This window comes from Lentibacillus kapialis (genome assembly GCF_014646635.1).
Classification (GTDB): domain Bacteria; phylum Bacillota; class Bacilli; order Bacillales; family Amphibacillaceae; genus Lentibacillus; species Lentibacillus kapialis.
Genome location: NZ_BMNQ01000003.1, coordinates 39,882 through 61,399, shown reverse-complemented (window position 1 = coordinate 61,399; position 21,518 = coordinate 39,882). Strand labels below are relative to the sequence as shown.

15 protein-coding genes are annotated in these 21,518 nt (G+C 41.7%); 1 reads left to right on the top strand and 14 read right to left on the bottom strand.

Annotation, left to right across the window (positions count from 1 at the left end; genetic code table 11):
• Positions 1–18: 18 nt before the first annotated feature.
• Positions 19–864 carry a gamma-glutamylcyclotransferase family protein gene (locus IEW67_RS02295; RefSeq protein ID WP_188631438.1) on the bottom strand — a complete coding sequence of 282 codons (846 nt, stop codon included), beginning with the start codon at positions 862–864 and terminating at the stop codon, positions 19–21.
• A 147-nt stretch (positions 865–1,011) separates the two neighbouring features.
• On the opposite strand from IEW67_RS02295, the gene IEW67_RS02290 reads away from it, so the two are divergent.
• Positions 1,012–1,857 (top strand): COX15/CtaA family protein, encoded by an 846-nt coding sequence (locus tag IEW67_RS02290; RefSeq protein ID WP_188631437.1) that lies wholly within the window; start codon positions 1,012–1,014, stop codon positions 1,855–1,857.
• A gap of 649 nt (positions 1,858–2,506) precedes the next feature.
• Here IEW67_RS02290 and IEW67_RS02285 read toward each other — a convergent pair.
• The 13 genes from IEW67_RS02285 to IEW67_RS02225 form a co-directional block, all read right to left on the bottom strand.
• Positions 2,507–3,379, bottom strand: coding sequence for a 5'-3' exonuclease (locus IEW67_RS02285; RefSeq protein WP_188631436.1), 873 nt, complete (start codon positions 3,377–3,379; stop codon positions 2,507–2,509).
• On the bottom strand, positions 3,376–7,011 hold the full coding sequence (locus IEW67_RS02280) for a dynamin family protein (protein ID WP_188631435.1): 3,636 nt from the start codon (positions 7,009–7,011) through the stop codon (positions 3,376–3,378). The genes IEW67_RS02285 and IEW67_RS02280 overlap by 4 nt, the downstream gene beginning before the upstream one ends.
• A gap of 218 nt (positions 7,012–7,229) precedes the next feature.
• Complete coding sequence (locus tag IEW67_RS02275; protein ID WP_188631434.1) at positions 7,230–7,697, bottom strand: CBS domain-containing protein; 468 nt, start codon at positions 7,695–7,697, stop codon at positions 7,230–7,232.
• A 414-nt stretch (positions 7,698–8,111) separates the two neighbouring features.
• Positions 8,112–9,641 carry an acyl-CoA carboxylase subunit beta gene (locus tag IEW67_RS02270; RefSeq protein ID WP_188631433.1) on the bottom strand — a complete coding sequence of 510 codons (1,530 nt, stop codon included), beginning with the start codon at positions 9,639–9,641 and terminating at the stop codon, positions 8,112–8,114.
• A gap of 20 nt (positions 9,642–9,661) precedes the next feature.
• The gene (locus IEW67_RS02265; protein WP_188631432.1) at positions 9,662–10,444 is read right to left on the bottom strand and encodes an enoyl-CoA hydratase; all 783 of its coding nucleotides are present in this window, start codon (positions 10,442–10,444) and stop codon (positions 9,662–9,664) included.
• Positions 10,445–10,538: 94 nt separating this feature from the next.
• Entirely contained in the window at positions 10,539–10,751 is a 213-nt protein-coding gene (locus IEW67_RS02260) for an acetyl-CoA carboxylase biotin carboxyl carrier protein subunit (protein WP_188631431.1), read from the bottom strand.
• Positions 10,752–10,764: 13 nt separating this feature from the next.
• Entirely contained in the window at positions 10,765–12,120 is a 1,356-nt protein-coding gene (locus IEW67_RS02255; protein WP_188631430.1) for an acetyl-CoA carboxylase biotin carboxylase subunit, read from the bottom strand.
• A gap of 12 nt (positions 12,121–12,132) precedes the next feature.
• The gene (locus tag IEW67_RS02250; protein WP_188631429.1) at positions 12,133–13,275 is read right to left on the bottom strand and encodes an acyl-CoA dehydrogenase family protein; all 1,143 of its coding nucleotides are present in this window, start codon (positions 13,273–13,275) and stop codon (positions 12,133–12,135) included.
• Between the two features lie 59 nt (positions 13,276–13,334).
• Positions 13,335–13,973, bottom strand: a complete 639-nt coding sequence (locus IEW67_RS02245) for a TetR/AcrR family transcriptional regulator (RefSeq protein WP_188631524.1) — start codon at positions 13,971–13,973, stop codon at positions 13,335–13,337.
• A 114-nt stretch (positions 13,974–14,087) separates the two neighbouring features.
• Positions 14,088–16,529 carry a DNA topoisomerase IV subunit A gene (gene parC, locus IEW67_RS02240; RefSeq protein WP_188631428.1) on the bottom strand — a complete coding sequence of 814 codons (2,442 nt, stop codon included), beginning with the start codon at positions 16,527–16,529 and terminating at the stop codon, positions 14,088–14,090.
• Between the two features lie 30 nt (positions 16,530–16,559).
• On the bottom strand, positions 16,560–18,521 hold the full coding sequence (parE, locus tag IEW67_RS02235; protein WP_188631427.1) for a DNA topoisomerase IV subunit B: 1,962 nt from the start codon (positions 18,519–18,521) through the stop codon (positions 16,560–16,562).
• A gap of 353 nt (positions 18,522–18,874) precedes the next feature.
• Entirely contained in the window at positions 18,875–20,401 is a 1,527-nt protein-coding gene (locus IEW67_RS02230; protein WP_188631426.1) for an ABC transporter permease/substrate-binding protein, read from the bottom strand.
• Complete coding sequence (locus IEW67_RS02225) at positions 20,401–21,468, bottom strand: ABC transporter ATP-binding protein (protein ID WP_188631425.1); 1,068 nt, start codon at positions 21,466–21,468, stop codon at positions 20,401–20,403. Before IEW67_RS02225 ends, IEW67_RS02230 begins: the two co-directional genes overlap by 1 nt.
• Between the last annotated feature and the right edge of the window lie 50 nt (positions 21,469–21,518).

The window sequence follows — 21,518 nt, the reverse complement described above, 5'->3', positions numbered from 1 at the left end:
AACATTATGAAACTGGATTCACCCATTTAAAAGCTGCATCTTTTTCCGTAGTTTTTGCAAGTAACCATCACTTAAATAACCTTTTCCTCCCCTCATAATTTCCGTGCCATACCGTTTCGTCGGGGCTGTTTCGGGTGATTTTCTGACACCAATAAAAGTTAAAGCCTGGTGGATAGATCCATTTATGGAAACCGGAACAATGGCGGGCCTGTATGAGCTCGCAAAAACACCTTCTCTTTCATACAAGTAGTGAGTGGCCTTCCATGGAATGTTATAAACTTTTCCTTCCACTGTTTCTTTGGTATTTTCCACTAAATCTGCTTTGCCGCCATCACTGGTATTTCGGGAAAATTGAAATGCAAAGCCTTCCAAAACGCCCTTCCCTATGTCGTCTTTAAAATAATGGTCAACCCCCGCTTGCTTAAACCGCTCATCGTCCATACAAGACCCGTATGCAAAATAAAGCAAGTTTTTCTGCTTCAAATATCTATAGACTAGCCAATCCCCGGACGCCATTCGCTCTGACATAGGATGAAATGAAGGTCCTGCCACATAAGCGAAAGCATCATAGTCATTACCTGTATCGGTATAAACCCGGAGAATCTTACGTTCGAACAGATTGTCAGAATGGTTTTTCTTAAACCCTTCCAGCCCGTCAATCGCAGCTAGCTGCGATTTTGATACGTCATATAGCTCCCCGTATATTTTATGGGACCTGCCTTGCTTCATAACAGGATACCCTTTACCGCTGTCGTACAATGCCCCTATAACACAGCATTGTCGAAAAACGCACTGTAAATCACCTAATAAGTCATGATTTTTCCCGCTGCGTCTTAATGTCCCATATACAAATACGTATGACACGTTTCTTTCCCTCCTTCTGAGATTATGTGTCTCAGCGTATTGAACTTCCATAAAAATTTCTGTCATGTGATGCAGAACACATTCGATTTATTCTAAGTTTGCTACACTGCCATATGTATGATTATCTTACCAGGAAGGATGTTAGCATTGTCAAAACGACATGTTGCATGCATTACAATGATCCTCACATATTTTTTGATTGTTTTCGGCGGATATGTGGCTTCCTCCGAATCCGGAATGGGATGTGGACCTGATTGGCCGTTATGTAATGGTAAAGTAATTCCGCAACTTGAAGGTGATACACTGATTGAATTTGGCCATAGAGTGATTGGTGCTTTATTGTTTATCATGACCCTTTTTTTATTTGTAAAAGTTAAACGTGAGAACGATAGCAACCTTATGCAAAAAGCCGCTAACTGGATGATGGCATTGCTATCACTGCAATTAATCATGGGAGCGGTTGTCGTATTTTATCACTTGCCATCAATTATCATCACCCTACACTTACTCATTGCTTTGATTTTCATGGCGCTATTAATCTGGTTTTGGCGGCATGATCGCGAATTCACTGCTAAAAACAGACATGATGCTGTCACCAGTCATTTGAATACTATAATTATTTTATTGTTTGTAACGATTGGACTTGGTGCATACTTAAAACATGAAGAATTCGGATTAAGCTGTGGCTGGCTTGCCTGTACCGAAAATGCCTTTTTGCCTGCGACAATGCCACAATTGTTGCAGACCGGGCACCGGTTATTGGCACTTCTTGTAACAGGATACATCATCTTTTTGACTTATAAAGCCTATAAAACGAATGAAAGTATCCTCAAGAAACGGATGCTGTTATCATTTGCCATCGTCATAGCACAAGTTGTTACCGGTGTCTTTACTATTTTATCATCTGTATCCTTACCCATGGCTGTACTACATCTGACTGTTGGAACACTATTATTTGCTATTTTAGTGGAAGCAAGAATGGTGTATCGGTAGAAGTCATTGGAGCCGGGACAAAAGTAATGAATCAAAGAAAAAATCCGTACGGTAATTTGAAACTCCTCAAGTTAGATTTTGAATCAATTCGGTTTTTTCTCCATCTATTTATTTCGGTTTTCTTAAAATATCGCTGTTTTTCTAACTTTTCCTACCACATTTTATGAAGTCATCTGATAAAGTTGGATGGTATACACCTATTAAGGAAAATATGGAAGCGTTTAGATTAGTCGGAATAAGCTCAGCGTTCATATCTCTGAAAACTAAGAAAAATGTAATGTATTGTATGATTGCACCTTTGGATCTCCACATTCAACATGGTGATGGACCCTCCCATTTCTCTCGGCGTCGTGCGCGTAAATAAGTGGGGCCATGCCCTAACGGAATGAATATCAACCGGCTTTTTATAGTATAATTCGTTTCCATCTAAACCGGCGAAGGAAAAATGCGGAGACTCCTGGGGGAGCAAAGGCCCAGATGAGACCCCGCAGTGCGACAGCACAAGGGGGCTCATCAGCCGCCCCCGGAAAGCGAAGCATTTTTCCGCAGCGGTGGCTAAGACTTATCCGAACATCACTCTTACATATGCCAGTTATCATTCGTTTTTAATGTTAAACATTTTAGCTATGTCCCAACCCCAAGTTCTTATTTAATTTACCAATTTTACCAAATTGCTGAATTCAAGACTTGCAAATTTTTCTTCGACAACACGAGGATCATATTCCCATAACGCGTCATCTAATGTGCAATCGATTGAAACATCACACCTGATTTCTGCCAACTGCCTTGATAAATAAAGCATGTCTTTATTCTCGCGGATTTTCTTTTGCACACCTTTTGGCAGATTGTCTATATGTTCAAGAATTCGGTCAATTGATTCATATTCCTGAATGAGCTTTAATGCCGTTTTTTCGCCAATTCCTTTAACGCCGGGATAGTTATCTGATGTATCGCCCATTAAACCCTTTAAATCTATCAATTGTCCAGGATGCAAACCTTTCTGGTGAACGAATGAATCTTTTTCAAAGACTTCGTAGTTTCCGATGCCCTTGCGCATAATAGCGACACGAATTCCATCATCAACAAGCTGCAAAATATCCTGGTCACCAGTTACAATCAGAACATTATGGTCTTTAGCGTATTGCCTTGCCAGAGTACCCATACAGTCATCGGCTTCAAAATTTTTCACCCCGATATTGGGAATATCGAAAGCTTCAACAACCTCTTTGGCGAGATCAAATTGCGGAATGAGTTCTTCCGGCGGCTTAGACCGATTTGCCTTGTAACCCTCGTATAAATCAGTTCGAAACGTTTTGCTGCCCATATCCCAGCAGCAAATAACATGTGAGGGCACAAATCTTTCAGTTGCATCAAGAAAATACCGTATAAACTGATAAACACCATTAGTTGGCATGCCATTGCTGGTTTTCATAAAGTTCCCACTGAATGCTGTAGCAAAAAATCCGCGAAAAAGTAAAGCCATTCCATCCACCAGCATAATGTTCTGCTGCTTTGTCGTCATGTTACTTTCATCCCCTCATACCCAGTTAAAATAAAATTTAGTTGTTCGTGCTTTTTACGTAAAGTTCCAATATCCATAGACTGATCGCCGATCATATACAGTTGACTATCAATATAACTTTTGGCATGACAAATAATAAAATGTTTCATTGTATCTATCATGTCGTTCCATTGAAGAGTATAAGATGCGCGCATTTTTTTGTGATTTTCAGCAATATAATCATCCGCAAATGGATACAACCGATCGAACAAACTCTCTTTCATGTGTTCTTTTTCATTTTTAGCAAAAAATGCCTTTGTCCCGCTAAAATGCTTCAACTCTTTATCAAATGTATGTGGATTAAGGTTCACAAATGCCTGATCATAATCAGGTGTCGACAGCTCCGATTGTTCAAAATCAGGTAGTAAAAAGCCATTGTCGATTGCACCGCTTCTACTGGTATAATCAAGATGAACTTCCCGTTTCAAATCATAAATAAATGATTCGATACGCAGCGAAACCGCACGCAGTTCCTGTAACAATTCATAACCGGCGTAATCAAGGAGGTTCCATAAACTGTTTTCCAATTGCTGTTTAGCTTCTTTACCTGAGCCGGTAATGGTTGCCGGATTAAACGTTTCCTTGAATAAATCATGAAACCGGATCGACAGGCGCTCAAGCACATAATATAATTGTTTCTCAAGTTTTTGGCTGATTTTCTGCTCATATAAACCCGAATCGATGTCGTCAACAAGCTTGATCAACGATGTTTGTTTTTCCATTAAATCCGTTCGGGCCTGTTCCTTTTCCGAAGCGTTCATCTGCAAAGAATCCAGGTATTGCTCTACTGCCTGCTTTGCTCGTTGTATATCCCGGACAGCCGAATAAAGTGTAATAGCGGCCAATTCGTGATGGATAAACTGAGTGAATGCAGCTTCAAAATCTGCCATTTGATCATTTAATACTTTATCAGCTTGTTTCTCCATAATTGATTGCTTACTTGAAACGGCAAACAGTCTTGGAAAACGGATACCTAAAACAGTCAGTTGCTCTTTAATATATTGCTGTACCATTTGCAGTTCTGATTTGTCCTCTGCAAGGTCGGAAGCATTCATGATAAAAAACATTTTATCCAGATGGAAAGTATCCTTCACCCTTCCCAGCTGCATCAAAAAATCTTTATCAGCGCGTGAAAAAGCGTGATTATAATACGTAACATAAAGAATGGCATCCGCATATTTAATATAATCAAATGCGACATTGGTATGTCTGGCGTTGATAGAGTCAGCACCCGGCGTATCAACGAGCGTAATCCCATTCCGTGTCAATGAACAATCGTAATAAAGATCAACTGACTCGAGAAAACAAGCAATTGTTTCATCTGTCACATAGGCGGCAAAATCTGCTAATTGTATGGTCTGCTTTTGTCCGATGGCACTTTTATTGTCATAATACCCTTTTAACATGTTTTTTAGATATGCCTGATGTGTTTTTTTCAATTGATCACTTTGATGGATATGGTGCTTGGTTATCCATTCCAGTAATTCATCAAGGTGACTTGCTTTGGGCGAAAATTGATCGATCAGGGCTGTCAGTTCTTTAACAAGCGTCTTCTCATTCTTCATTTTAACAATTACTGTTCCGTGCGGATGTGGTTTCGTAACCGGATGGATACGATTAATGACAGCAGTCGTCGGATTAGGCGCTGATGGCAAAATATATTCCCCAATTAAAGCATTAGCCAAAGATGATTTCCCGGCACTGAATGCTCCAAATAAAGCGATGGTGTACGTCCGTTTATTCAGCCTGTTGTATTTTCGCTTTAAGTCATCTATAATCGATTCGAATCCCGGCATGTCCGAAATTGTATCCATTGTTTTTTCCAAATCGGCCAAGATATCCTGATCCGGGTACACTGATTTATCTGTAGACTGCTTAGTCCTCTCCGCGATAGTGTGTTTATTTGTTTCCGGAATAGGAATTGCTTCTGCCTCGGTGACCGCTATTTGGTTTGCTGTCAGATAGTCTTCCATCAGTTCAAACACGTAAGCGTCCGGATTGGGATCTGTCAGAGCAGCATCAATTTTATGAACTTTTTCCTGCCATTTATGTTTTAATCTCTCTTGCATTTCCTGTTGCGTCTTAATTTGCTCGAGTTCACTATACTCGGTCTCCATTGCTTCCAATTCATTGGCTGTATTTTGTGATATTTCATCGCGAATGGAACCTATAAATTGCATGGCCTTCTGCTTATATGATTGTTTTATATCATGGCTGATATCATCGGTATAATGCAGAACATAGTTGCTGTTCACAGTTGCACCAGGTTTAATCAACGCTTTTAGTGAGTCTGAATCATAGGTGATTGAAATATTTTGAATGTGCTGCGTCAGTGCCTGATTATAGATGCCGTATTGATGCAGCAGATTCAGCAATTTGTCACGAAGTCTCCATTGAACAGATGTCTCAATATTCTGCTGTAACCCTTTCAAAAACGCCTTTTCTCGTTCTTTCCGCTCTTCCACCGTCTTTTTCTTTGACCCCAATAACCCGACTTTAAAATCACTCTGCTGAGATTCTAAAAATAATTGGGCTGTTTCGCGCAGCTTTGCCGGCATCAGGTAAGCATTTTTCAAAGTTATATTTAATTCATCGCGATAATCTTTCTCTATCTGATCCGGTAATCCGTTCAAATGGTCTATTTCGGTTTGCAATTCGTCCAAACGCCCTGAGATGTCTGTCAGATTATCCCCGTCTGTCAGTTCCCGTTCTGCCGTTTGGTTTTCAAAAAACTCACGTAAATAATCTTTATGCTCTTGAATTACCTGATCAACAGACCGTTTGATATGAATTAAATCTTCTCTCTGTGTACCAAGCATATACCACAGTTTCATTTTAATACTATCTAACTGGTTATGGGGTATACTGGCCTTGGACAAAGACGTGTAATAGATTGCTTCCGGATGAATGCTCCATTGATCAAACGTTTGTTTAATTTTTTCGACGAAATCCTCAAATGCTAGCTCTTGTTCATTATGTTTGTCGATCTGGTTCACAATCATGTACACAGGTATCCTATAATTCTGCACTTTTTTCAGGAAACGTAAATTGACCTCCGATTGGACATGGTTGTAATCCATGACATAAAACAGAACATCAACGAGATGTAAAGAAGATTCTGTGATCAAGCGGTCAGCATCGTCTGCAGCATCTATGCCGGGAGTATCGATAATCATACAACCATCAGGCAAAATAGCTTCTTTTGTACTTATTTCAATCTCCTTGATATCGCCCTTGTTTTTTGCATATTCTTTTATGAGATCGATATCATATGGTTCTTCATATTCTATTGTCGTCCCCCGGTCCGTATAAACGCGTGCCAAGCCCTTACCGGATGTTATTTTAACGATGTTCGCACTTGTCGGTATTGGACTTTTGGGCAGGATTGATTTTCCAAGGAGACTATTAATCATAGAGGATTTGCCAGCAGAAAAATGACCAGTAAAACTGATCATAGTCTCTTGATTATTCCATTTTTCGTAGATTTGGAGCAGTTTATCGGCACTTTTCATATCACCATTTTCAGACATCGCCTGGTAAAGCGCCGCTAAATGTTGCTGGGTGATTTGAGTTTGATTATCTGTTGTTATCATTAGGCTATCCGTTTCCCTTCCATCGAAACACTGCTTAAGGTATTATAGCAAAGTAACATCTGTCGCGTCGATAAGTTTTCATAAAGTGTGTGAGTCGATTTCTTGCAGGAAGCTATCTCAACTCTAAGTTTTTATGCTGTGGAAATAGTCGTGCCTATGTCCACTGCTGGTAGCCATTTTTCACCGTCACATACGATGGCAGTACATGCAATCCTCGATCAATCATCTGTATTTGAAATCACTTTATTATACACCGACCGGATAATATCCCCGCGGCTTATAACACCGATAACCTTGTTCGATTCATCAACAACCGGAACTTTTTTGAAGTGGTAGCGGGATAATATTGACAGTGCCCTTTCAATTTCATCATCCGGAAGTACCGTATAGACACTTTTTTTCATAATTTCCGAGGAAAGATGTTCGATGCTGGTTTCTATTTTATGTGCCAACCCTTCTTTTTGGCTTATAAATACCATGGAAAACGCATCGTAAATTGTCCGTCCATCAGGCTCCAGGTAACGGATGATATCCCCGTCACTGATCATCCCAATCAAACGGGAATTTTCATCAACGACCGGGACCCCGCCAATTTTATGATCGACAAATGTTTTCAAAAGATCTTTAATTTTCACATCTTCCCGCACAGAAATTACATCGGTAATCATGAAGTCCTTAATCTTCATTGTTTTGTCACCTCTTTGATTATTATAATACCCCTCATTTACACAACAGGTTGGTTAAACCATTGCCACTAAATTAATGGTATCATATTTCAGCTTTTCAAGCGTGAAATTCATATTCATTGACATAACCATATTTGGGATAGGCATAGGTAAGATCCCGCAGTGCGGAGTACAAGGAGGCTCACCGAGGTCTTTCCTCCCGCAGGAGCTAAGTATATTTCCTCCGCTAAGCGGAGAAACAAGCCAACGAAGAAATTCGAAGTGTCATTTTTACCGGACTTTTTGAACACGCACCTTTAGTATTGTATATTTTAATTCTGTCCAAGGCTCCTAGTGTTATAACACAAACCAAAGCACTTACAAAAATAAAGCCAACCCTCCCGGCATGATAATGATTACCAGGAGAGTTAGGTATTACACAGGATATACACCATGTTTACGTTCAGTGAATGTTATGTTTTTTGCTTCATATATCTTATATCGTTTAATAAGATCCTCCCGTAAGTCCTGTGGATCAACAATGGCATCTACAACCATTTCCGAAGCTAAACGATAAATATCGATGTTGTCTTTATATTCTTCTTGCTTTTCTTTTATAAAAGCTGATCGCTCTTCTTCAGGGAGTTCTGCAATTTTATTGGCATATACAGCGTTGACAGCTGCTTCCGGTCCCATGACAGCAATTTGAGCGGTTGGAAGTGCCAGAGAGGCATCCGGTTCAAATGCAGGTCCAGCCATGGCATAAAGACCTGCGCCGTAAGCCTTGCGCACAACAACTGAGATTTTCGGTACCGTCGCCTCACTCATCATTGCCAGCATTTTAGCCCCATGACGAATAATGCCTGCTTGCTCAACTTTTGTTCCAATCATGAAACCCGGAACATCCATTAAAAAGAGTAATGGAATATTAAACGAATCACACAATTGAATGAACTTCGCCCCCTTATCGGCAGAATCCGGAAACAACACACCGCCCTTCATTCGTGGTTGATTAGCAATAATTCCGACAGACTTACCGTTTATTCGGGCGAGACCGGTAATTAGTTCCGGAGCGAATGTCTTCTTGACCTCACAAAAGCTGTCCTCATCAATAATCCGTTTGATAAAATCATACATATTAAATGGTGCATTCTGATTTTCCGGAATAAGGTCCGATATGGATTTTTCAAATTCCTTAACATGTTTCAGCTCAGAAGCTTCAGGCTTATTTCTGAAATTCGCAGGAAAATAGCCAAGGTAACTGCGTGTGTATGAGATGGCTTCTTCTTCAGATTTCACCAGCACATCACCAACACCGGATACAGAGCAATGCATATTAGCACCGCCCATTTCCTCAAGGCTGACTCTCTCTCCGATAACTTTTTCAGCCATTCTTGGAGACCCAAGGTACATGGACGCATTGCCATCAACCATGACCACTATATCACAGAATGCCGGTATGTATGCGCCTCCTGCCGCCGATGGGCCGAAAAGCAGGCATACTTGCGGTACCCGGCCTGACAGTTTAATCTGATTATGAAAAATACGACCTGCTCCGCGGCGTCCAGGGAACATTTCGACTTGATCTGTAATACGCGCACCCGCTGAATCCACCAGGTAGAGCATGGGAATTTCCAGTTTTGCTGCTGTTTCTTGTATACGGATAATTTTTTCCACTGTCCGTTTGCCCCAGGAGCCTGCTTTTACCGTGGAATCATTAGCCATGATACAGACATCCTGACCATTCACCTTGCCTATTCCCGTCACAACGCCATCTGAAGGTAAACCTTCATCCATACAATTTGCAAAAAAAGCATCTTCTATGTCCATGTCTTCATCGAATAATAATTCAAGCCTTTTCCGGACAAACAACTTTCCTTTTTCTTCATTTTTTTGATGGTATTTGCTATGGCCGCCTTTTTTGATTGTTCCAACGCGTTTTTGTAAATCTTCAATATAATTCATTTTCATCCTCCTTGCTTCGATTATTTGCCCTGGTACACCGGATTGCGTTTTTCTTTAAAGGCGTGCAATCCTTCGAGCTGATCATCCGTCGTTATTGTTTCTTTATAGCATAGATGTTCAATCGAGAGGCCTGTTGTAATATTAGTCTGAAGGCCCTGATTAATAGCTGTTTTTGCCTGACGGAGTGCAATAGGACCATTTTTAATAATCGACTGCGCCATATTAACGGCTTCCTGCAGCAAATTTTCTGTTGATACAACTTGTTCGGCAATACCCAATTGAAATGCTTCTTCAGCGGTGATGGGCTGTGCTGTGAAAATAAGGCGTTTAGCCTGGCCTGAACCGATTAACCGTGGCAGACGCTGGGTCCCACCTGCTCCAGGAATAATGGCCAAGGATGTTTCAGTGAGTCCCAATTTGGCATAATTGGTGGCAATTCTGATGTCACAGGACAATGCCAGTTCCAGCCCACCTCCGAAAGCCGCTCCATTAATAGCTGCTATAACGGGCATTCTCATACTTTCAATGTTTACCGCGGTGCTTCCGATATATTGAACCGCCTCAATTACTTGTTCGTCGTTCATTCCTTTTCGTTCCTTAAGATCTGCACCAGCGCAAAAGGCTTTTTCACCCGAAGCAGTAATGATTGTGCACCGGATGGAATCGTCAGCATTAATTTTTTGAATTCGATCATTTAATTCCTTAAGCAGCCCTTTTGACAGTGCATTCATCGCTTCCGGCCGATTAAGTGTTAAAATGGCGATATGATTATCTTTTATCTCATAATCTATAAAAGATGCCATAATAGATTTATACTCCTTTCAAATCGAATCTAAAGATCTGACTAAACAACTGTTCCAGACCCTTAGAAGGGACTGGAACAACAATAGTCCTGAATCATTCAATGATCGCTATGACGTCCCCTTCATTGACAAAATCACCTTCTGCAACTTTCAATTCCTTGACAGTGCCATCCGTTTCAGCTGCAATCGGTATCTCCATCTTCATAGACTCCAGGATAACAACGTCCTGATCAGATTCTACTTTATCACCTCCCGCTACTGTAATCTTCCATACACTGCCTGCCATTGAGGCTTTGATTTCTGTCATGTATACAACCTCCCTAGTTTGGTTTAGTCATGGGTAAATAATATGTTTCTATAAATGCTGTTGTCGTATTGCCGCTTTTGAATTGATCGTGCTCAACCACTGCCTTCAACATGGCAATATTGGTTTTAATACCTTCGATTTTATAGGTTGATAATGCCTCTTTTAAAAAGGTAATAGCTTCACTTCGGTCAGTTCCTTTTGCAATCAGCTTGCCAATCATTGGATCGTAATATGGGGTAACATCATAATCATCTGTTACAGCATATTCATTACGGATATGCTCGCCCTCCGGCAATTCAAATGCTGAAATGTGCCCCGGAGATGGAAAAAAAGTTACCGGGTCTTCTGCATAGATGCGCACTTCAATGGCATGACCATCCATTTTCACATCTGATTGACTGATCGAGAGCTCCCTTCCCTCTGCAATGCGGATTTGCGCCTCGACAATATCCAGCCCGGTTATTTCTTCTGTCACCGGGTGTTCCACTTGAATGCGTGTGTTCATCTCCAGAAAATAGAAATTTTCCTCTTTGTCCACGAGAAATTCAATTGTTCCGGCATTGACATATTCGAGTGCTTTAGCCGCTTTGACAGCTGTCTCCCCCATTTTCTGCCTGATTTCATTCGATATAAATGACGACGGCGCTTCCTCCACTACTTTTTGATTGCGACGTTGGATCGAACATTCCCGTTCGAACAAATGAATGGCATTCCCATGACTGTCTGCCAGAAGCTGTATTTCGATATGGCGGGCATGATCTAATTTTTTCTCCATAAACATGGCACCATCACCAAAAAATGTCCGAGCCCGTTTGGAATTGCTTTCAAATGCTTTTGTCAATTCTTGTTCAGTATTGACGACTTGCATGCCAATTCCACCACCGCCTGCAGACGCTTTGAGCATAATCGGATACCCGATGTCACGGGCAATTTCAATAGCCTCATCTGACGATGCAACAGCACCATCTGTCCCTGGAACGACAGGAACTCCTGCATTTTCCATAGCTTCTCGTGCAGCAATTTTACTTCCCATTTCCTCTATAACTTCAGCAGAAGGGCCGATAAACCGGATACCCGCCTGCTCGCATTTTTCAGCAAACACACCGTTTTCACTCAAAAAGCCGTAGCCTGGATGAATCGCATCCACCTTGGCTTCTTTCGCAATTGAAATGATCTTCTCCACATTCAGGTAGCTATCCTGTACACGCGGAGGCCCCAGTAAGAAGCTTTCATCAGCCATTGATACAAAAGGCGCTTTCTGATCAGCTTCTGAATAAACAGCAACAGTATCAATATTCAGCTCTTTACATGTACGGATGACCCGCGCTGCAATTTCACCGCGATTGGCAATCAATATTTTGTTTATCATCGAATCCCCCTATCAGCATCCCAACTGTCTTGCTATAACCATCCGCTGTACTTCGGATGTGCCCTCTCCAATCTCAAGCAGTTTTGCATCACGTAAATACCGCTCCACTTCATATTCACGCATATAACCATAGCCCCCATGAACCTGAATAGCCTGGTTGGCTGCGCGGAAGGCGGTTTCCGTTGCATAAAGCTTGGCATATGCGGCCTCTTTAGCAAATGGCTTATCCTGATCTTTCAGCCACGCTGCTTTATACACCATATTCCGCGCAAGTTCAACCTCCATAGACATATCGGCAAGTTTGAATTGAACCGCCTGAAAGTCAGATATCGATTTGCCGAATTGTTTACGTTCTTTCGCATAAGCAAGTGCTTTATCAAGTGATGCCTGAGCAATTCCGAGACCAAGCGATGCAATCGATATTCTGCCTCCATCCAACGTATAAAGGAACTGGTTAAAACCTTTTTGTGGATCCCCAAGCAGGTTCTCTTTCGGTACTCTGACATTATCCAGCACAATCTCAGCTGTATCTGAACCGCGAACCCCCATTTTATCGTAGTTGCTGGTAATAGTTAGTCCCTTGGTGTCTGTTGGTATAATGATAGCGGAGATGATATTCCTGCCCTGATCGTTTTTACCAGTAACGGCAGTGACAATAATCGTTTTTGCGTAGCTCGCATTAGTGATAAAACATTTCTCGCCATTGATGATATAATCGTCACCATCTTCCACTGCTGTTGTTTTGGTCCCCCCCGCGTCTGACCCGGCATTTGGCTCGGTCAGCCCGAATGAACCGAGCGCTCTTCCTTCTGCCATTGGCATCAGATATTTTTCTTTCTGGTCGTCGGTGCCAAAATAGTAGATAGGACTGGCGCCGAGTGAGACAGTTGCTGCAAAACTGAGACCGGTACTGCCGCACACTCTGCCAACTTCTTCAACCGCTATAGCATAGGAAAGCGTGTCACCGCCGGAACCGCCATACCTTTCTGGAAAAGGAATACCCAAAATGCCAAGTTCACCCATTTGTTTAAATATATCCAGCGGGAATTTTTCCTCTCTATCAATTTCAATGGCTCTTGGCTTAATAACTTTCTCAGCAAAATCATGTACCATTTTCTGAATCATCGTCTGTTCTTTTGTCAGCTCGAAATTCATGTCTAACCCCCTTCAAATAAAGACCGACTGGTTGGTCTGTGGTAGTCATAAAAAAATCGCTACATGTGAAAATCTTCTCTAACGCTGTTAATCAATAAATTCTCATATGTACTTCCTGAAGTTGAATCCGCTTTCAATACTGCGCGTAAAATTAAATCCACATAAATCGAACCAATTTCGTCAATCGTCTTCGCGCCGGAATACGTATACCACTTGTATGTCCAGTTGACCATTCCCAATATTGCCATAGTTGTTATGTCAACTGAAAGATCCGCGCGGAATGCTCCGGCTTCTTTTCCTTCTCTCAAAGTGTGTAGTACAATGTCTTTAAATTGATCGCGTTTTTTCTTGATGCGATTTTCATATTCGGGTTTTAAGTAAATGTTTTCTTGATAAAAAACCGAAATGTGAGGTTTGTATAGGTCAAATGTTTTCACAAAATCTTTGATGATAGCCTGCAACTTTTCAGTCGGATCAGAAAACATTTCAGTCGCCATTGTTGCCTTTTCCAATACATACGTAATGAACGCATCATGGATGACAAACAACAATTCATCCTTGCTCGTAAAATGATGATAGAAACCTCCCTTGGAAGTTCCTGTTCTATCAACAATCTGGTTAACAGTCACCCCGTGAAAACCGTATTTTTCAAATAAAATCAATGCTTCATCGACTATTTTGTTTCTTAAGTCCGTTATGACCCCTCCCTTCTTATTGTAGTCGTATTATATCATATTTTTCTGAAAACCAAAAGAAATTTTCGGAAATAAGCAGCAGGCGATCTTAAAGTCATATCGCCTGCTATGGGGCTGTTAGTCTTCAAATGGTTTTTGATAAATTGGTTCTTTCCATACTTCAGCAACTTCACCCCGGTGGTCACTGTCTATGACGAATGAGCCGTTACTGTACCTGTCACTGACTGACAGTTCCAATGGGAATATACTGTGTGTAACACCCTGGTTTGTCCGGAAGCAGATTATGTCATGCTCATCTATCATAAATAATCCCCTCAGGCGGTGAGCTTTTGTTTTTAATTCACGCAGCATGGTGACCCCTCTGTTGGCACGGCTGGATTTTTCAAATTGATTCAGTTTCATCCGTTTAGCTGCACCACGGTGTGTTACCACGGCAATGGAGGGTTCAGCTAATTCATCAAACACCTGACCATTAACAACATGTTCATCGTTCTTGAGTTTAATGGCTTTGACACCTGCTGCACGCTGACCGACTATGGATATTTCGGACTCGTGATACCACAAGCCAAACCCTTTATTGGAGGCAATAAATACATCACAGTGACCATTTGTATGAAACACATCAATCACTTCATCATCATCCTTGAGATTTAGGGCAATCAGTGCTTTTGAATAACGTTGAGCCTTATATAAAGACAATTCACTGCGTTTAACCACGCCGTTTCTTGTAAAGAAGATAAGATACTGTTCTTCTTCAAAATTGCGGACAGGCACACTCTGGATAATCCGTTCATCTCTGCCGATCGAGACAATATTGGAAATATGCTGTCCGATATCTTTCCACTTGATATCCGGTAATACGTGGACAGGAAGATAAATGTATTTGCCTTTATTAGTAAACAACAAAACATGATCAGTGGTATTCAGCTCAAATAACCCGACTAAATGATCACCTTCTTTTATGCCGGGATCCCCACCGTTCGATGCACTATATGAACGCGTACTTGTCCGTTTGACATACCCATCTTTTGTAGACGATACAACAACATCTTCACTCGCCACAGTCACTTCGATGTTAAACGTTAGCTCTTCAATATCTTTTTCAAGTATTGTTCGCCGTTCATCTGCATAGGATTTCTTGATTTGCCTTAATCCCTTTTTGATATGCTGCAGAAGTTTTTTCTCACTCGACAGCAATGATTCATACTCATTGATCCGCTTTTTTAAATCTTCGGCTTCCTGTTCCAGCGATGTGACATCGGTATTTGTCAGCCTGTACAACTGCAGCATGACAATTGCTTCCGCTTGTGCTTCCGTAAAATTATACGTGGCAATGATACGTTTTTTGGCATCCTGTTTATCGTCTGACGATCGAATCGTCGCGATAAGCTCATCTAAAATGGAAACTGCTTTTATCAGGCCATCCACAATATGGGCACGATCTTTTGCTTTATTTAAGTCATAGACGGTCTGCCTTGTTAGAACGTCCTTTTGATGTGCAACATATGAATCAAGAATTTCCGGCAATGATAACAGCTTCGGTGTTTTACCCTGGATTGCAACCATATTGAAGTTGTATGTCACTTGCAAATCCGTATTTTTATACAGATAATTTAAAATACCCTCGCTGTTCGCCTCTTTTTTCAATTCAATCACAATCCGCAGTCCTGTCCGATCCGTTTCATCTCTGACTTCGGCAATCCCTTCCACCTTCCGGTCAATATACAGCTCATCCATTTTCTTGACCAAGCCTGCTTTGTTGACGTCGTACGGGATTTCATCAATGACAATTTGCTGCCGCCCGCCGCGAACATCTTCAATCGAAGCTTTACCACGGACAACGACCTTTCCCTTTCCGGTTTCATACGCTTTTCGGATACCATCAACACCTTGGATGGTTCCACCGGTTGGAAAGTCAGGACCCTTCAGAAACTCCATTAATTTATCCACCGTCACGGAAGGTTTATCAATTTTCGCAATGACGGCATCTACAACTTCTGCCAAATTATGCGGCGGTATATCTGTTGCATAACCTGCTGAAATACCTGTTGAACCATTGACAAGCAAGTTTGGGAATTTAGCAGGAAGAACTACTGGTTCAGTTATGGTATCATCAAAATTCGGTATGAAATCAACCGTTTCCTTCTCGATATCACGGAGCATTATCGAAGCGATGCTAGATAGCCTGGCTTCGGTATAACGCATTGCCGCAGGCGGATCCCCGTCAATGCTTCCATTATTACCATGCATTTCCACGAGGCTGCTGCGGACTTTCCAATCCTGACTGAGCCGGACCATTGCGTCATATACCGAACTATCGCCGTGCGGATGATAATTTCCGATAACGGTACCAACCGTTTTGGCCGATTTACGAAAATTTTTGTCGTGTGTATTTTTTTCTTCGTTCATCGCATATAAAATTCTTCGCTGAACAGGCTTCAATCCATCCCTGGCGTCCGGCAAAGCGCGTTCCTGAATGATATATTTACTGTATCTACCAAAACGGTCCCCCAGCACTTCTTCAAGCGGAAGATCCAAATAATTTTCAGCTTGTGCCAATCCAATCCCCCCTAAAATCTGTATATCCTATTATTGTAAGTGGATTTTATCGTTCTCCAGTATGTTTGCATCTTCGGTCATACCGAATTCAACGTGACCTTCAATCCATTTCCTTCGCGGTTCAACTTTGTCGCCCATTAAGGTGGTCACACGTCTTTCGGCGCGAGCAAGATCATCAATTGTCACTCTGATTAGCGTTCTTGTTTCCGGATCCATTGTCGTTTCCCATAGCTGATCGGCATTCATTTCACCAAGACCCTTATAGCGTTGGATGACATAGCCATTTTTGAATTCTTCAATCGTTTGTTTCATTTCATCATCATTCCAGGCGTACACAGTCTTTTCTTTTTTGCCTTTTCCTTTAGTAATTTTATAAAGTGGCGGCAAGGCGATGTAAACCATTCCTGCTTCAACGAGCGGGCGCATGTACCGGTAAAAGAAGGTCAGAAGCAAAACCTGGATATGCGCACCGTCTGTGTCAGCATCGGTCATAATGATAACCTTATCATATTGTACATCCTTTAAATCAAAATCACCGCCGACACCCGCCCCAATGGTATGAATGATCGTCGAAATTTCTTCATTCTTTAAAATGTCCTGAATCTTGGCTTTTTCAGTATTGATGACTTTTCCTCTCAGTGGCAGAATGGCCTGGAATTTACGATCGCGCCCTTGTTTAGCTGAACCGCCGGCGGAATCTCCCTCTACCAGATACAATTCATTTTTCTTCGGGTTTTTAGATTGTGCCGGTGTCAACTTTCCACTCAACAACGTGTCTTTCCGTTTTTTCTTTTTTCCTGATCTTGATTCTTCTCTTGCCTTACGAGCGGCCTCACGAGCCTCTTTAGCCTTGATTGCTTTACGGATCAGCATACCCGCAGCATCGGGATTTTCTTCAAGGAAGTAAGACAGCTTTTCAGAAACGACAGAATCGATAACAGAACGCGCTTCCGGTGTCCCCAGCTTATCCTTTGTCTGCCCCTCAAACTGCAGCATTTCCTCCGGTATGCGAACCGAAATAATGGCCGTAAAACCTTCCCGGATATCTGAACCTTCCAGATTTTTATCCTTTTCTTTCAGGTATGTGTTTTTTCTGGCGTAATCATTAAAAATTCGAGTGACAGCGGTTCGCCCGCCAGATTCATGCGTGCCTCCATCCTTGGTCCGAACATGATTTACAAATGAGAGAATGCTTTCAGCAAACCCATCATTAAACTGAAAAGCGAAGTCAACTTCAATACCTTGCTGCTCGCCTTCAAATGAAACGACCGGATGCAACGTATCTTTTTCTTCATTAAGATACGACACAAACGACTCCAAACCATCCGGAAATTGGTACGCCTCTTTTAGCGCATGCCGTTCATCCGTTAGTTCGATTTTTAATCCCTTTAACAAAAATGCTGCTTCTCTTAGCCGTTCGGATAATGTTTCAAAGTTATAGTCGTTTACCGAAAAAATGGCGGGATCCGGTTTAAAATGAATAACGGTTCCTTTTTTACTGGTTTTGCCCATTTTTTCCAAAGAGCTGACAGGTTTGCCGCCTTCAAAAAGCTGATAATATTTATGACCATCACGGAAAATAGTTACTTCCAGCCACTCGGAAAGTCCATTGACAACGGATGCACCTACACCATGCAACCCGCCACTTGTTTTATAGCCGCTCTGTCCAAACTTTCCCCCGGCATGCAAAACAGTAAAGATGACTTCTGTTGTTGGTTTGCCGCTGGAATGAACACCTGTAGGGATCCCGCGTCCGGCGTCTTCCACAGAAATACTATTATCCTGATGGATGGTTACTTTAATCACTGATCCATGCCCGGCTAATGCCTCATCGACAGCATTATCAACAATCTCAAAAACCAAGTGATGTAATCCGCGCTGATCAGTGCTGCCTATGTACATTCCGGGTCTTTTTCTTACTGCTTCAAGCCCTTCCAGTACTTGAATCGAATCATCCGTATATTGTAAAGACTCCTTAGCTTCTTTAGCCATGCAGCCCGTCTCCTCTCTTTCTTTTCAAGGGTACAAGTTCTACAACGGTTATTACAATGATAGAACAAGCGTTTGTAAATGTAAACTGCTTTTTTTATTGAATTATTCTTATACTACCTTAAAACACGTATATTAGTATACTATAATTTTACTTTAGTACAAAAAAAGAATGACCCCAAGAGGCCATTCAGTCAATTTTCATATTCATCAAACAAGGAGTGAGTGCGCTACTTTAATACATGTGCCTGTTAGGACAGTTAGCTCACGATCCTTTAATTCATCATATGTTCCCCGGTTGATAATACCCTGCCGGCTCTAAATCGACGCCCGTTTGTACTGATATCGACATCTTCTTACTCTTCAAGCAAACCTTCTTCCATCAGAAATTCACGGGCAACCTCAACTGGATCTTTGTTTTTATAATCAACTTGATAATTCATGTGACGCATCTGGTCATCCGTTATTTTGCCACCGAGTTGATTCAATATCTTGTCCAGTTCAGGATATTTCTCCAATGTACTCGCACGCATCAGTGGCGCACCTTGATAAGGCGGGAATAAATTTTTAGGATCATCCAATGTTACCAGATTCATTTCAACCATATAGCTATCTGTCGCGTAAGCGTCAATAACATCAACTTCACCGTTTGCCAGTGCGTCCTGACGAATTCCCGGCTCCATTGTCTGTACGTTGGAGATATCCAGGTTATAAACCTCCTGCATACCGACATAACCGTCATAACGGTCCTTAAATTCCAGTGTGAAACCTGCAGTGATATCATTTTCAATCCGCCTTAAATCGCCGATTGATTCAAGATCATGAGTTTCAGCCAGATCCTGTTTCGTCACAACAGCATAGGTATTGTTAAATGCCATCGGTTCCAACATGGCCATCCCATATTTTTCCCGCATTCCCTGTCTTGCCTGCTCATAGACCTCACTTTTTTTATTACTTTCCGCTTCTTGATCCAAATGAGTAACAATCGCTGTACCAGTGAATTCGGGGTAAATATCGATATTGCCGTTTTTTAACGCGCTAAATACAAAAGCGGTCTTTCCCAAACCTGGCTTAAGTTCAACTGTCAGATCGGTTTCTTCCTCAATCAGCAGTTTGTACATATTAATCAGAACAGCGGGTTCAGAACCGAGTTTTCCACCAATTGTCAAGTCAGACTGCTTAGCAGTGGAAAAGAAAAATGGCGATACAACGATTAAAACAGCAATGATGAGCATTGCGGTGAACGATTTGAACCCTGCACGTCTGGAAAACTTTTCAAGTCCGCGTAATACAAAATCTAGAAAAATCGCAAGTAATGCAGCTGGAATAGCCCCAAGCAAAATAAGATTTAAATCTGCTCCGCGGTCAATCCCCAGAAGAATAAGCTCACCTAAACCGCCGGCGCCGATCAATGCGGCAATTGTCGTTGTTCCTACAATCAGAACCATAGAAGTTCTTATGCCTGCCATAATGACTGGCATAGCAATCGGAAGTTCAACTTTGGTCAATCGTTTTACGGAATTCATACCCATTCCTGTAGCTGCCTCTTTTAGTGCTGGTTCGACTTCATTAATCCCGGTGTATGTGTTCCTCAAAATAGGCAACAACCCATATACTGTCAGAGCGATAATGGCGGGAGTCGTGCCAATCCCAAAAAATGGTATCAAAAAAGCCAGGACAGCCAAGCTTGGGATCGTCTGCATAATGGCAGATAAACCAATAATAGGTTCAGCAATCCTTTGATATCTGGTCAATATAAGACCAATCGGCACAGCGATTATGATTGCAATAATCAGTGACAGCAGCGATACCTGCAAATGCTCCCAAATGGTTTCAAGCAGCATATCCTGTCTGTTCTGAAAAGTATCGATGAATTCTGCCATTATTGTATCACCCCATCTTTTGCGGCAGTTTCACGCCTCAAATATGAGATGACATCTTTATAAGTCAACGTTCCAACAAGCTTTTCTTCTTTTAAGACGGGATAAATTTGCTGATTGTTTTGTTGCAATTCATCCACAGCCTTATAAAGAGGCATATCGTTTTTGAGTACTATGACGTTGTCCACTAGCTTTCCATTATCCAACGCTGAAACAAACATGTCATCTTTGTCCTTAACGATAAACGTACCCTGTTTTGAGTAATTGCCTGCATCATACGCTGATTTTGTAATAACAAAAGACTCTGTCTCGCCGGCTATGACGTCGATAGCGGTTTGCCACGGTGATTTGCGCTCCCCGATAAACTCCTTTACAAATGTCGTTTCAGGATTCAAAACCAGTTGCTGTGGTGTATCAACCTGATTAATGTGCCCTTCTTTCATAAGACAGACTTTATCACCAAGCGCCAGCGCTTCGTCAATATCGTGTGTCACAAAAACAATCGTCTTCCTTATTTCCTGATGCAGCTTTTTGATATCATGTTGTAATTGTTCACGGCTGATCGGGTCCAGCGCGCTGAATGGCTCATCCATTAATATGATATCCGGGTCAGCTGCCAGTGCCCGGATAACCCCAACCCGCTGCTGTTCCCCTCCTGATAATTCACTTGGTCTCCGATGTAAGTAAGTCGACGGATCAAGACCTACCATATCCAGCAATTCTTCACTTCTTTTACGGATTTCTCTCCGCTTCCACTTTTTCATCTCGGGGACAACTGCAATATTTTCTCCAATGTTCATATGGGGAAACAATGCGATTTGCTGAAGAACATATCCGATATTCCAGCGCAATTCATGAATATTATAATCATTGATATTCGTGCCATTTATGTAGATCGTTCCTTCTGTCGGTTCAATCAGCCGGTTGACCATTTTCATTGTCGTTGTTTTTCCGCAGCCGCTTGGACCAATTAACGTGACTAACTCACCCTCATTGATTCTTAAGGAAAAATCCTTGAGTGCTTCTGTGCCATCCGGATATGTTTTTTTAACATCACTGAATTCAATCATCTGGTTCACCCTCGATTTAACATTATTTATTTTCGACAATACTTTACAAT

Bases quoted from the DNA above. Each gene is read 5' to 3' on its own strand.
- IEW67_RS02230 (WP_188631426.1), bottom strand. From the start codon at position 20,401: ATGGCAGAATTCATCGATACTTTTCAGAACAGACAGGATATGCTGCTT.
- IEW67_RS02250 (WP_188631429.1), bottom strand. From the start codon at position 13,275: ATGAATTTCGAGCTGACAAAAGAACAGACGATGATTCAGAAAATGGTA.
- IEW67_RS02265 (WP_188631432.1), bottom strand. From the start codon at position 10,444: ATGGCATCTTTTATAGATTATGAGATAAAAGATAATCATATCGCCATT.
- IEW67_RS02225 (WP_188631425.1), bottom strand. From the start codon at position 21,468: ATGATTGAATTCAGTGATGTTAAAAAAACATATCCGGATGGCACAGAA.
- IEW67_RS02260 (WP_188631431.1), bottom strand. From the start codon at position 10,751: ATGACAGAAATCAAAGCCTCAATGGCAGGCAGTGTATGGAAGATTACA.
- IEW67_RS02255 (WP_188631430.1), bottom strand. From the start codon at position 12,120: ATGATAAACAAAATATTGATTGCCAATCGCGGTGAAATTGCAGCGCGG.
- IEW67_RS02285 (WP_188631436.1), bottom strand. From the start codon at position 3,379: ATGACGACAAAGCAGCAGAACATTATGCTGGTGGATGGAATGGCTTTA.
- IEW67_RS02275 (WP_188631434.1), bottom strand. From the start codon at position 7,697: ATGAAGATTAAGGACTTCATGATTACCGATGTAATTTCTGTGCGGGAA.
- IEW67_RS02280 (WP_188631435.1), bottom strand. From the start codon at position 7,011: ATGATAACAACAGATAATCAAACTCAAATCACCCAGCAACATTTAGCG.
- IEW67_RS02270 (WP_188631433.1), bottom strand. From the start codon at position 9,641: ATGAATTATATTGAAGATTTACAAAAACGCGTTGGAACAATCAAAAAA.
- parE (WP_188631427.1), bottom strand. From the start codon at position 18,521: ATGGCTAAAGAAGCTAAGGAGTCTTTACAATATACGGATGATTCGATT.